Genomic DNA, 12,539 nt, shown 5'->3' on the forward strand with positions numbered 1-12,539 from the left:
GCGATGACGACGAACACAGCGACGACGAAGACGGAGCCGGCGTGGTTGGAGGCAGCGCGGCGGCCGAGGTGGACACCGGAGGTAGCAGCGCAGGTGGTGCGAGCGTGGGAGGAGGAAGGAGGCACGCAGTCGGCCTTCATGCGCAAGCACGGTTTGCCGCGCGAGAGGCTGCGCTTCTGGACGAGGAGGCGAGAAGGGAAGGAGGGGGCGCGCACGGCCATGTCCTTCGTGCCCGTGGAGGCGGCGCCCGCTGAGCGGAGCGAGGCGGGGCGGGAGCAAGGGGAGGCGGTGCAAGTGGAGGTGGGCGGAGTGCGGGTGCGAGTGGAGGCGGGAGCAAGCCAGGCACTGGTGGAGCGGGTGCTGCGGGCGGTGAAGGAGGTGCAGGGGTGCTGAAGCTACCGGAGGGAGTGAGAATCTGGGTGGCGACACAGCCGTGCGACATGCGCAAGCAGGCCGACGGGCTGAGTGCGCTGGTGCAGGGCGGCCTTGGGCAGCAGCCGAAGTCGGGCCACCTGTTCGTCTTCTTCTCCAGGAGAAGGGACTTCGTCCGCATTCTCTTCTGGGACGCCAACGGGTACTGCACCGTGAGCAAGAGACTGGAGGCGGGACGCTTCCGGGTACCGGCGCCCGTGGAGGGCCAGGCCGCGGTGCACCTGGACGTCCGGCAGCTCGCGGAGTTGCTGTCGCTGGTGGAAGCAAGCCACGCGGTACGGCGGCGCGAGGTGCACTGAGTCCGCGCTTGCGCGCCCGGCATGACTTCGGGCATAGGCAAGGCGCGCATGACTTCTCCCGTCACCATCGAAGAAGAGAGGGGCCAGGAGGAAGAGGCCCAGCTGCCCGCCATCGAGGGGAAAGACTTGGAGGCGGTGCGCGCCTACGTGCTGCAGCTGCTGACGGAGGGCCGCGGCGAGCAGGCCATTGAGATGTTGTTGGACCTGTTGGGTCGGCTGCGCGAGGAGCACAGCTCCACGCTGGTGCGACTCAAGCAGGCGCTGCGGCAGCTGTACGGACGGCGCAGCGAGAAGACTCCCGCCAGTCAGCTTCAACTCCTGCTGTCATTGCTCACCCAGCAGCAGTCCGTCGAGCCAGCGGCCGAGCCCACCACCGCCGACGGCGCACAGGCAGCCGCCCCAGCGGCCCCGCCGGCCGACGCGCCGAAGAAGGCGCCCAAGCGCCCGCCCGTGCGCGGCGCCCAGGCCCTGCCCGCGCACCTGGAGAGGCGCGAGGTGCTGGTGCAACCCGCGGCCGAGGAGTGCGTCTGCCCGGGTTGCGGTGAGCAGAGGCAGCCCATGGGCGAGGAGGTCAGCCAGCGACTGGAATTGGAGCCGGCGCGCTTCTACGTGCGGGTGGAGAAGCGCCCGAAGCTGGCATGCCAGCGCTGCAAGGAGGGGGTGGCCGCCGCGCCCGCCGGTGAGACGCCACTACCCGGGGCACTGCCCGGCCCGGGGCTGCTGGCGCAGCTGCTGGTGGGCAAGTACCGCGATGGGCTACCCCTGCACCGCCAACAGGCCATTTTCGACAAGCGCCACGGGGTGAGGCTGCCCGCCTCCACCCTGGGCGACTGGGTGGCGAGCGCCAGTGACTTGCTGCCGCCCGTGGTGCAGCTGCTCAAGCAGCGCACGCTGGCGGACGCCCTGCTGCACACCGACGACACCGGGGTGCGCGTGCTGGACAGGGACGACGCCCGTGGCATCAAGCGCGGCCACCTCTGGCCGTACGTGGGCGTGGGTGGCAACGTCTTCGTGGAGTACACCCCCGACTGGAGTGGCACGGGCCCCCAAGCGGTGCTGGCCGACTTCCGAGGCTATCTGGTGGTGGACGGCTACAAGGGCTACGAGGCCCTCTTCGGCCCCACCTCTCCACGCATTGAGGTGGGCTGTTGGATGCACGCCCGGCGTGGCTTCGAGCGCGCATACGTGGCCGGAGACGCTCGCGGCGGCACGGTGCTCATGCTCGTGCAGAAGCTGTACGCCGTGGAGCGGCAGGCTCAGGACGCGGGGCTCTCCCCCGAGGCGCGCCTGACCCTGCGACTTGCACACAGTCTGCCTGTCTACGAGGAACTCTTCGGCTTGCTGGAGCAGTGGGCCCCGCACGTGCCCGCCAAGACGCCGCTGGGCAAGGCCATTGCCTACGCGCGCAACCGCTACGTCCCCCTGGGCCGCTTCCTGACGGACGGACGCATTCCGCTGGACAACGGGGAGGTGGAGCGCCTCATCAAGCTCATTGTCCTCGGACGCAAGAACTGGCTCTTCCTGGGCAGCGATGCCGCTGGCCACCGGGCCGCCAACGTCTACTCCCTCGTGCTCAGCTGCTACCGGCTGGGCATGGACCCGTGGGCCTGGTTCCGCGACGTGCTGCCCAAGCTCGGCGACACCCGCTTCCCCGCCTCCCGCCTCGCGGAGCTCCTCCCCGAGTCGTGGGCCCAGCAGCAGGCTCAGCAGCGATAGGCTCGTCGACGTGCCGTCCATCACGCGGCCACCATGCCACGCTCCTCGCTGGTCGACACCCTGGGCTGGCTCGGGGGCTTACCCCTCTACACCTGTGGGAACTGCTTCTTGGCGGGGGGACCAGGCGTGACGAGCTTCTCGGCCATGAACCAGCCACGCTTCATCGCGCATCTCGCCTCGAATGCCTCGGTTTTCGCCTACCTTGAAGTAGAGCAGGACCGCATCCGCCCGCATGTTGACGCGCTTGCAGCGAGCATGGAGATGGGACTCAAGATCTCCAATGCGTCCGAGCCCCTGCGGAACCTGCTGGGATGGCTCGGCAAGAAGAACGACGTGCTCAGCCAGCGCAAGCAGTCGCTCTTCCAGAACGCCAGGAGCAGTTGGGTGGGGCGCTACATCCAGGTCACGCGCGGCTTGCTGCCGCCCGTGCTCGTCGAGAGCCTCCAGCCTCTGCGCCAACTGGAACGAGTGGCCACCTTCCTTCTCGCTCTCCAACGACGTATCGGACCCCTGCTCGAAGAAGTGAAACAGAAGCCAGCTCTACGTGTCCTGCTCGAAGGAGCGGGTGCGGAGAAGAGGATGATGGCCGCCTTCGCGGACTTCACGGCGGAGATACTCGGCATCGAGTTGGCGCACAGGGAGATCGCTGCGCTCGCCATCCTCATCGGCTATGAGGACCCCACCTCGGACAAAGATGAAACCGACAAGCGGGTGTGGAAGTGGACCAACGCGCGCCAAAACTCCAAGGAGCTCCTGGCGGCGTTGAGACAACTCACAGGCCAGAGTCCCCCACCCACGGCACCAACCGACCCGTCACCAGAGGAGCCGCCCCTTCCTCCACCGCAATCCCCATTCGGGGACTTGCAGGCATGAGTTCCAGGGGGTGGAGATGATGGGGGGTAGTGAGCCCTCCCGTCTCCAGGGGGTAGAGATGGTGCTGGGTAACGACCCCTTCCCTCTCTAGTAGAGACCAATCGCCCCACAACCCCACGAGACCTCTAGGATTTTTCTTCGACCAAAGCATCTCGACATTGCCACTCAGAGCCGGACGCCCAGGACAGGCGCCCTGCGCACGAGGCGGCAAGATGCGACGGTCGAAAGTCACCGGGAACTCCAAGAACATCACCCTCATCCAAGGGATCACAATGAGGGGGCAGGCGTGTTATCCGCCCCCTCATCACGGTTCCGGACACTCTGTTGAGCCCCTCGACGTCGTAATTTCGAGGGCTTGCAAGCTCCGAGGGGCTGGACGGCTCCAGTCCGCCATCTGGCGAAACGCGCCAGTCTCCTGCCGCGCCAAGTCCCTGGAATTGCTCGGGGGTGGCGCATGAACGAGAAGGATTTGGAGACGCACCTGGGGCTGCTCCTGTCCCGGACGCTCTCTCCCCTCCGTCGTCGGCCCCGAGCGTATCCGCACACCGTGCTGGTGGGCGTGAGCGTGAAGTGGGACGAGGAGCATCGCGTCCCGCTGCTGTTGCAGCTCGTCACCCTCGCGGACGAGCACGTCCACGCCCAAGCCTACGAGCTGCCCGAGGGACAGCTCATGGGCGAACAGCTCATCGACTGCATCCGGGAACTGCTCCGGCGGGCCGATGCCATGCCGCCCGCCCGGCGCGGAATCCGGCAGGTGCATGTGGTGGCACACGAGGCCAGCAGTCTCCTCGCCCTCTTTCCTTCCGCCGTGGCCGAGGCGCGGGTGGAGCAGGTGGGAAAGGCCCACCACGCGCGACTGGAGCGCGTGAAGCGCGAGGAGGGCACCTGGGACGTGCGGCTGGTGGATCTCGCGGGCTATTTCCCGAAGACTCCCTTGGAGGAAATCGCTCGAACCGTGGGCCGTCCCCGCCTGGAGGCAGATGGGCCGCACCTGACCGAGCTGAAGCGGACGGATCTAGCGCGGCTGGTGGCCCATGCCACCCGGGACGCGGAGGTGGCCCTGCGTGCCATGCGGGACTTCCGCCAGGGGGTGCTCGCCGAGTGGAACATCGACGTGCTCGGCAACCGCACCTTACCGGCCGTGGCGTCCGCCATCTTCCGCCTGCACTTCGTGCGGAATGGTCCCGCCCCGGTGGTGAAGCGCGAGGTGGTGCGCAAGGTGAAGAAGGGCACGGGCTACCGGGATGAGCCGCGTGTCGAGCTGGTCTTCAACGGCGACCCGAACGTGCGCCGCATGGCCTGCCGCGCCTACTGGGGTGCGCAGTCGGAGGCGTTCCGGCGCGGCTTCCACGTCGGCGCCTTCGCCGAGTACGACGCAGTGTCCCTCTATCCCTACGCGGCGATGCTCCAGCCGCTCCCCCACGCTGGGACACGGTGGGTCCGGCTGGAATCCCTCGCCCAGGTCGAGGAGCACGAGGGCTTCGGCACCTTCACGTTCGTCTTCCCGAGGGGCACGCGCTACCCCTGCCTGCCAGTGCATCGCAACGGCGTGCGTCGACTCGTCTTTCCTCTTCAAGGAACCTCCTCCTGCACGCTGGCCGAGGTGCGCCTGGCGCTACGACGGGGGGCGAAGGTGAAGGTGGTGGAAGCCTACGGCTTCAAGCCCGGCCCTCGTGAGCGCGACCACGACGTGAGCCGCTACATGCGGCACTTCCTCGAGAAGAAGGCCGCCGCCAAGAGGGGCACCCTGGAGTACGCCACGGCCAAGCTCTTCGCCAACGCCCTGCTGGGCAAGCTGGCCGAGAAGATGCACGGTTCGGGCCTGCTGGACGTCGAGCGCGAGGCCCAGCTCCACGGCTTCGGCCCGGGACTGGGAGCGGCCATCCACGGCTCGCCGTTGTTGCGCGCCTCGCTCAAGGGGCCTCCGGATGTAGGCAGTGCCTTCGCCCCGGAGTGGGCCACGCTGGTGCTAGGCCGGGCTCGCGCCCTCATGGCCGACATCACCGCGCGTGGGGCCCTTCTCGTCTCCACCGACGCCATCATCTGCCCCGAGGAGTTGGACCTGCGCTGTGAAGGGCTCGATGCGCTGGAGAGCGTTGGCAGCGGCATGCGCCTGGAGCATCGGGCTGATGCCGTCTTCATCGCCCGTGCTCGCTTGTACGCGCTGCTGCGGAGGGTGGAGGACGTGGGCCCCGGTGAGACAGTGCTGGGACGGGACGACACCTGGGCGGTGGTGCGTGTCGCCCGTCAGGGGACGAGCGAGTCGGAGGCGGACTTCGCCCAGACGCTGCTGGCCTGCCTGCGCGAGGGGCGCGACGTGGCCCCGACGCGCATCAGGAAACGGAGGCTGACGGTGGAGGCAGCTGTACGTGAGGGCAAGCCCATCCACTCCCTGGTACAGGAGGAGGTGCGCACGGGTTTCTCGTGGGACAACAAGCGACGGTTGCTCGACCGCGACAGCAAACCATTCACGCAGAGCACGGACACCGCCCCGTACCGCTCACTCTCGCGGCTGGAGGCAGGTGAGCGTCAGCGACAGATTCGAGAGGGAGGCGCGCGCCCTCGGAAGTCACGGGTGCCGGCCCACAAGATGGAGAAGGCCCTCACCTTGTTGAGTGGCGGCAGAAGTGTTCGAGAGGTGGCCAGGGAGCTGAAGCTGGCCCGCTCCACGGTCGGCGACATCAAAAAGCGCGCTGGCCTGGGCACGGTGGAGTCTGAAGAAGGAGGCGCCGATGCGTAGGCCCACCATGGATACGGACAACTTGGAGCAGGAGGAGGGCCTCTGGGACGCGAATGACGTGGCTCGCTTCCTCAAAGCCTCGCGCTCGTGGGTGTACCAGCGGGCTCAGGCGGGTCAGCTTCCGTGCGTGAAGATCGGCGGGCTGCTGCGCTTCGAGCCGGCAGAGATCCGCGCATTCATCAGGGGCCAGGGCACAAAAATCAGGTAGGTCCAGGTCATAAGACCTCTGAGGTTCATCTTCACGAGGAGGTCCGAATGGGTTCCATCTACCGCAAGAACGACAAGTGGTACGTCCGATTCAAGGACGGACACGGCCGGTGGCGCGACACCGCCACCCAGGCCACCACGAAGACGGAGGCGAGGTCCCTCCTCCATGACCTGGAGGTTCAATCCGACCGGCAACGGCGCGGCCTGGAGCCCATGCCCGAGCACCGGAAGCAAGTCGCCTTCGGGGAGGCCATGGACCGCTGGAAGACCGAGGTGGGCAGTCGGCTCCGCTCCACCACCATCATCGGCTTCGCGGAGAAGCACCTGCGCGATGAGTTGGGCCCCCTGGCCCTCAAGGACATTACGCCCTCGCGGCTGGAAACGCTGCTCAACGCGAAGGCCGGTGAGCTGGCTCCCAAGTCGCTCAACCACCTGCGCGCTCACGTCCACCGCATCTTCGAGCTGGCGATCCGGCGCGGTCTCTTCACCGGACTCAACCCCGCCAAGACCGTCCCGCGTATCAAACAGCCGAAGAAGCTCCCTCAGTACCTCAAGGCCGAGGAGGTCCCCCTGATGCTCACGGCCCTGGAGCGCCGCTGGCGACCCCTGTTCGCCACGGCCGTCTACACCGGGATGCGCAAGGGCGAGTTGCTGGCGCTGCGCAAGTCGGACGTGGACCTCAAGACAGGTACCATCCGAGTGGGCCGCTCTCACGGGAGCGACACCACGAAGGGCAACCGGGAGGACCTGCTGCCCATCGCGGTGGGCCTGGTGCCATATCTGCGCGAGGCCATGGCCGCGTCCCCCTCGGAGCTTCTGTTCCCTCGGCAAGATGGCACGCAGCACCGGCCGGACGTGGCCCTGCACAAAGTGCTACGCCGGGCCCTGGGGCGCGCGGGGCTGGTGGAGGGCTACAACCACGTCTGTCGGCGCAAGGGCTGCGGCTACACAGCCAGGAAGAGCCACGGGGTGCCCGAGCCCTGCCCTGTCTGCGGCATGAAGCTGTGGCCTCGCGCGCTCCCTCGCCCACTCCGCTTCCACGATCTGCGGCACACGACGGCCACCCTCTTACTCAAGGCGGGCGTCCCGTTGGCCACCGTGCAGCGCATCCTCCGGCATTCAGACCCCGCCATCACCACGGAGGTGTACGGCCACCTTGATGTGGAGGACATGCGCAAGGGCCTCGACCAGCTCCACTTCGCGGAGCCCGAGCCCAAGTAGCCGAGGGAGCTGCGAGGAGTCATGCGCCCGAGCCATCCCGGCTTATATTTGCGTCAATAGATTTGCAGGTGCAGTAGTGGGTTCAATTCCCACAGCAGTCGGATGCGTCGTGATGGCCCTTCTTTTGAATGCAAGCTGGAAGTTTTCGTACACGGCACTCAAGAAGAAGTCTCAGAGCAAGGAGAAGGGCATGAACGAGAAGCGTTGTTTGAAGGCGGTTATCGAGTACGCAGCTACCCGTAGCAATTGGGCCACCACCGTCATTACCGCGTCCTGGTTCACTCACCTGCTCGCCTGAGCCCACAATCTGGCCGCGTGCTCCGCAACGGGGCACGCGGCCGTCTTTTACCCAGGTCACGCTCGTCGAATCCGAGCGTCCCGATGTCCGCCGAGAACGAGCCCCCGCCGCTTGCTGCTAGTTTGCTGCTGGCCTCTGGGCCCCGGAAAGACGAAGGGCGCGGAGTCCGAGGATTTCTCCAAGGATTCCGCGCCCTTCTGATGGTCGGGGAGACAGGATTCGAACCTGCGACCCCTTGGTCCCGAACCAAGTGCTCTACCAGGCTGAGCCACTCCCCGTTACCGGTACGACCTCCGCCGGGACTGCTCTCGGGCCGACGAAGTGGGCGGGGATGTACCCGACCCACCCGGCTGAGTCAACGCCCAACGCACCGCTTTCCATTCCCCCCTGCGTCCCTGAAGTCCCCAGCGACCCATAGGTCATGAAAAACCCATGGCTCCGCCCTCCAACCCCCTCATCTTCCAAGAAATCCCCGCCGGAACGCCGCTTGCTTCGAGCATCCACCAAACCGCTCCATCCATCAGGGTACCATGGCTTCTCCGGTTGTCCTCATTTCCGACGACGAGCCGCTCGTCGTGTCCGCGCTCGCCCGGGAGGCCCGGCGCACGGGCCTCACTTCCGTGGCGGACACCACCTCCCGGCATGTGATGGAGCTGGCCCGGCGGCACCGCCCCGCGGTCATCATCCTGGACATCCACCAGCACGAGGATGGAAGGGACCTGCTCGCCCAGCTCAAGCAGGACCCCCAGACGCGGGACTGCAAGGTCATCATCCTCAGTGGCGTGGAGGACCAGTTCACCCGCCACGTGTGCTTCGAGCTGGGCGCGGACGCCTACGAGGTGAAGCCCTTCGATCACACCTTCATGACCCGGGTGGCGAGGATGGCGGGCTTGAAGAGCCTCTCACCCGGAGGCCTGTGCTCAGGAGCGTAGGGAGTGGATGGCGGCGGCGTAGTCCTTCGCGCCGAACACGTACGAGCCCGCCACCAGCACGTCCGCCCCGGCCGCCACCACCAGGCGGGCCGTCTCCGAGTTGATTCCCCCATCCACCTGGATGTGCGTGTGCAGCCCGCGCGCCTCGAGCATCGCGCGCAACCGGCGCACCTTGTCCACCGTATGGGGAATGAAGCCCTGGCCCCCGAAGCCCGGGTTCACGCTCATCAGCAGCACCATATCCACCTCGCCCAGCACCTCCTCCACCGCCGACAGCGGCGTGGCCGGGTTGAGCACCACCGCCGGCCGGGCCCCCGCGTGGCGGATCTGCTGCAACACCCGGTGCAGGTGCGTGCACGCCTCCACGTGCACCGTGAGGATGTCCGCCCCCGCCTTGGCGAACGCCTCGATGTACTTCTCCGGCTCGACGATCATCAGGTGCACGTCGAGCGGCCGGGTCGCCGCCTTCTTGATCGCCTGCACGATGACCGGCCCCAGGGTGATGTTGGGCACGAAGCGCCCGTCCATCACGTCCACGTGGATCCAATCCGCGCCCGCGGCTTCCACCGCGCGAACCTCCTCCGCCAGGCGGCCAAAATCCGAGGATAGCAGCGAGGGCGACACGAGCACACGGCGGGTCATGGGCGCTACTTAGCCACTTCCCCACCTGATGGATACTGGCTCGGTTGGAGAGCGAACAGACGAAGAAGGGGTTTCACTCGGAGGGGAAGCATCCGGCCCGGGAGGAAGCGGTGGCTCCCGAGGCCGTGGTAAGAAGCACCTTTACAGTCCGTGCGCCGTTTCCTCTCCGGAGCCTTCCCTGGTGCTTCCACAGACCCAGCCATCCGAGCCCGTCGATCTCAACCGGCGCCTCAAGAAGCTCACGTCCATCCTGGACGTCACCAAGGCGATGAGCGCCGAGCGGGACCTGGATCTGCTGCTCCCCCTCATCCTCTACGAGGCCAGCAAGGTGGTGGAGGCGGATCGCTGCTCGCTCTTCGTGCTGGACCGAGAGCGCAACCAGCTCTGGAGCAAGGTGGCCCAGGGCTCCAAGAGCGAAATCCGCCTCCCCATGGGCAGCGGCATCGCCGGGCGGGTGGCGGAGACGGGCGAGGTCATCAACCTGCCGGACGCCTACGCCGACGAGCGCTTCAACCGCACCTTCGACAGCATCAGCGGCTACCGCACCCAGAGCGTGCTGTGCGTGCCCATGCGCGACGCCAACGGCGAGGTCACCGGCGTCATCCAGGCCCTCAACAAGCTGAGCGGCGGCGCCTTCGACTCCGAGGACGAGGAGCTGCTGCTCGCGCTCGGCGCCCAGGCGGCCGGCGCCATCGAGAACGCCCTGCTCCACGAGGAGATCAACAGCCTCTTCGAGGGCTTCGTCTCCGCCTCCGTGGTGGCCATCGAGTCGAGGGATCCCACCACCGCGGGCCACTCGGGCCGCGTGGCCAACCTCACCGTCTCCCTGGCGCGCGCGCTCGAGCACGTGCACACCGGGCCCTACGCCCACACGCGCTTCAGCGCCACCGAGCTGCAGGAGGTGCGCTACGCCTCGCTCCTGCACGACTTCGGCAAGGTGGGCGTGCGCGAGCCGGTGCTCGTCAAGGCCGAGAAGCTCTACCCCCACGAGCTGGAGGGGCTGCGCGCCCGCTTCCAGCTCGCGCGCAAGGACCTGCAGCTCCAGAGCTACCGCCGGCGCATCGCCGCCGTGAAGCTGCGCGGCACCCAGCACCTGGCGGAGATCGAAGCCGAGGAGGAGGCGCGGCTCGCCCAGGAGTCCAAGCAACTGGACGAGGTGCTCGAGTTCGTCCTCACCTGCAACCGGCCCAGCGTGCTCGCCCAGGGCAACTTCGAGCGGCTGCACGAGCTCAAGCTGCTGCGCTTCCAGGACGGGTTCGACCAGAATCAGCCCCTGCTGCTCGAGCGGGAGATCCAGTCGCTCTCCATCCTCAAGGGCACGCTCTCCGAGGCGGAGCGCCTGGAGATCGAGAGCCACGTGGAGCACACCTACCGCTTCCTGTCGCAGATTCCCTGGACGCGCACCCTGCGGCGCGTGCCGGAGATCGCCTACGCGCACCACGAGAAGCTCAACGGGACGGGCTACCCGCGCGCCATCCCCGACGCCGGCATCCCCGTGCAGTCGCGGATGATGGCCATCGCGGACATCTACGACGCGCTCACCGCCAGCGATCGTCCCTACAAGAAGGCCGTGCCGCACCCGCTCGCGCTCGACATCCTCCAGCGCGAGGTGAAGAGCGGACAGCTCGACGCCGAGCTGTTCCGCATCTTCGTCGAGGCCGAGGTGCCCCAGCGCGTCCAGCAGCCCCAGCCCGGGTAACCCGGCCACGACCCCGGCCCCGGTCGCCCGGGGCAAGGGCCGTGTGTCTCAGCCCCCGATGACGTGCAGCCGGAGGCTGTTGATCTTCCCGGGCTGGCCCACGGGCGCGCCGTAGACGATGACGACGCGGTCACCCTTGCGCGCGAGGCCCCGGGCGACGAGCTCCTCCTCCACCCGGCGCACCATCGCCTCCGTCTCCTGGATGGGCTCGAGCACGCGCGGCACCACGCCCCAGAGCAGCGCCAGCCGGCGGCGCACTTCCTGGTTGGGGCTGAAGGCCACGATGGGCACCGGGGGCCGGTAGTGCGCCAGCAGGCGCGCCGTCACACCCGACAGCGTGAAGGCCGCGATGAGCGAGGCGCCGGCCTGCTTGGCCGCCTGGCACGCGCTCGCGGCGATCACGTCCGGGAAGTGCGTGGGCAGCCCCACGGGCGAGGTGGGCGCGCGCAGCAAGTCCTGCGCACGGATGGTGGACTCGGCCGCGAGCACGATGCGGTCCATCATCTGCACGGACTCGATGGGGAACTTGCCGCTGGCCGTCTCGCCCGAGAGCATCACCGCGTCCGCCCCGTCGAAGACGGCGTTGGCGACGTCGCTGGCCTCGGCGCGCGTGGGCCGCGGGTTGTCGATCATCGAGTTGAGCATCTGCGTGGCCACGATGACCGGCAGGCCGCGCGAGTTGCAGCGCCGCACGATGTCCTTCTGCACCGAGGGCACCTCCTCGGGCGGAATCTCCACGCCGAGATCGCCACGCGCCACCATCACCCCGTCCGTCTTGTCCAGGATGGCGTCCAGGCGGGCAATGGCCTCGGGCTTCTCCAGCTTGGCGATGATGGGCACCGACTGGCCGATCTGCGCCATCGCCGCGCGCGCCATGTCGATGTCCGCCGGCTGGCGCACGAAGGACAGGGCGATGAAGTCCACGCCCTCCTTGATGCCGAACACCAGGTCCTCGCGGTCCTTGGGCGTGAGCGCATCCGCGCGCACCGCCACGCCCGGCAGGTTGATGCCCTTGTTGTTCTTGAGCGTTCCGCCGTGGATGACCTTGGTGCGGATGAGCTGCTTCTTGTCCGTCTCGATGACGCGCAGCTCCAGGAGGCCGTCATCCAGGAGGATGCGGTCGCCCGGGTTCACGTCCGCGGCCAGGTGCGGGTAGGTGGTGGACACGATTTCATCCGTGCCCTTCACGGTCTCGTCCGTGGTGATGTGGAACTCACCGCCGGGCTTCAGCTCGGTGCTGCCGGTGATGAAGCGGCCGGTGCGGATCTTCGGGCCCTGGAGGTCTCCCAGGATGCCCACCGCCTTGCGGCACTTGAGCGAGGCCGCCCGGAGCTTGGCGATGTTCTCGGCATGCTGCTCGTGGCTGCCGTGGGAGAAGTTGAGCCGGGCCACATCCATTCCGGCTTCGATCAAGGCCTCGAGCATCTCCTGGCTCTGACTCGCAGGGCCCAGGGTACAAACAATCTTCGCGCGTCGCATG

The 12,539-nt window shown here is 67.6% G+C and carries 11 protein-coding genes and 1 tRNA gene; 9 read left to right on the forward strand and 3 right to left on the reverse strand.

All coding sequences use genetic code 11. The annotated features are described in order from the left end of the window. Positions 1 to 3: 3 nt before the first annotated feature. From tnpA to CYFUS_RS43515, 7 genes are all read left to right on the forward strand, one after another. Positions 4 to 393 (forward strand): IS66 family insertion sequence element accessory protein TnpA, encoded by a 390-nt coding sequence (tnpA, locus tag CYFUS_RS54745; protein WP_095984753.1) that lies wholly within the window; start codon positions 4 to 6, stop codon positions 391 to 393. A 26-nt stretch (positions 394 to 419) separates the two neighbouring features. Further along, entirely contained in the window at positions 420 to 731 is a 312-nt protein-coding gene (gene tnpB, locus CYFUS_RS43490) for an IS66 family insertion sequence element accessory protein TnpB (RefSeq protein WP_198316251.1), read from the forward strand. Positions 732 to 779: 48 nt separating this feature from the next. Further along, positions 780 to 2,447 carry an IS66 family transposase gene (tnpC, locus tag CYFUS_RS43495; protein ID WP_095984752.1) on the forward strand — a complete coding sequence of 556 codons (1,668 nt, stop codon included), beginning with the start codon at positions 780 to 782 and terminating at the stop codon, positions 2,445 to 2,447. A gap of 144 nt (positions 2,448 to 2,591) precedes the next feature. Continuing rightward, positions 2,592 to 3,320: a hypothetical protein gene (locus tag CYFUS_RS43500; RefSeq protein ID WP_095990576.1), complete on the forward strand. Its 729-nt coding sequence runs from the start codon at positions 2,592 to 2,594 to the stop codon at positions 3,318 to 3,320. 454 nt (positions 3,321 to 3,774) lie between these two features. Beyond that, positions 3,775 to 6,060, forward strand: coding sequence for a DNA polymerase (locus CYFUS_RS43505; protein WP_095990577.1), 2,286 nt, complete (start codon positions 3,775 to 3,777; stop codon positions 6,058 to 6,060). Between the two features lie 7 nt (positions 6,061 to 6,067). Further along, positions 6,068 to 6,268, forward strand: a complete 201-nt coding sequence (locus CYFUS_RS43510) for a helix-turn-helix domain-containing protein (protein WP_232537141.1) — start codon at positions 6,068 to 6,070, stop codon at positions 6,266 to 6,268. A 47-nt stretch (positions 6,269 to 6,315) separates the two neighbouring features. Beyond that, positions 6,316 to 7,488, forward strand: coding sequence for a tyrosine-type recombinase/integrase (locus CYFUS_RS43515; RefSeq protein WP_095990579.1), 1,173 nt, complete (start codon positions 6,316 to 6,318; stop codon positions 7,486 to 7,488). A 499-nt stretch (positions 7,489 to 7,987) separates the two neighbouring features. Here the strand turns inward: CYFUS_RS43515 and CYFUS_RS43525 are convergent. Then, positions 7,988 to 8,064, reverse strand: a tRNA-Pro gene (locus CYFUS_RS43525). Between the two features lie 252 nt (positions 8,065 to 8,316). On the opposite strand from CYFUS_RS43525, the gene CYFUS_RS43530 reads away from it, so the two are divergent. Next, on the forward strand, positions 8,317 to 8,718 hold the full coding sequence (locus tag CYFUS_RS43530) for a response regulator (RefSeq protein WP_095990581.1): 402 nt from the start codon (positions 8,317 to 8,319) through the stop codon (positions 8,716 to 8,718). On the opposite strand, the gene rpe is transcribed toward CYFUS_RS43530, so the two are convergent. Further along, a complete protein-coding gene (gene rpe, locus CYFUS_RS43535) occupies positions 8,707 to 9,360 on the reverse strand; it encodes a ribulose-phosphate 3-epimerase (protein ID WP_095990582.1) in 654 nt (217 codons plus the stop codon). The genes CYFUS_RS43530 and rpe overlap by 12 nt on opposite strands. Positions 9,361 to 9,541: 181 nt before the next feature. Between rpe and CYFUS_RS43540 the strand changes: the two genes are divergently transcribed. Next, positions 9,542 to 11,059 carry a GAF and HD-GYP domain-containing protein gene (locus CYFUS_RS43540; RefSeq protein WP_095990583.1) on the forward strand — a complete coding sequence of 506 codons (1,518 nt, stop codon included), beginning with the start codon at positions 9,542 to 9,544 and terminating at the stop codon, positions 11,057 to 11,059. Positions 11,060 to 11,107: 48 nt separating this feature from the next. On the opposite strand, the gene pyk is transcribed toward CYFUS_RS43540, so the two are convergent. After that, the gene (gene pyk / locus CYFUS_RS43545; RefSeq protein WP_095990584.1) at positions 11,108 to 12,538 is read right to left on the reverse strand and encodes a pyruvate kinase; all 1,431 of its coding nucleotides are present in this window, start codon (positions 12,536 to 12,538) and stop codon (positions 11,108 to 11,110) included. Between the last annotated feature and the right edge of the window lies 1 nt (position 12,539).

The organism is Cystobacter fuscus (assembly GCF_002305875.1).
Classification (GTDB): Bacteria; Myxococcota; Myxococcia; order Myxococcales; family Myxococcaceae; genus Cystobacter; species Cystobacter fuscus_A.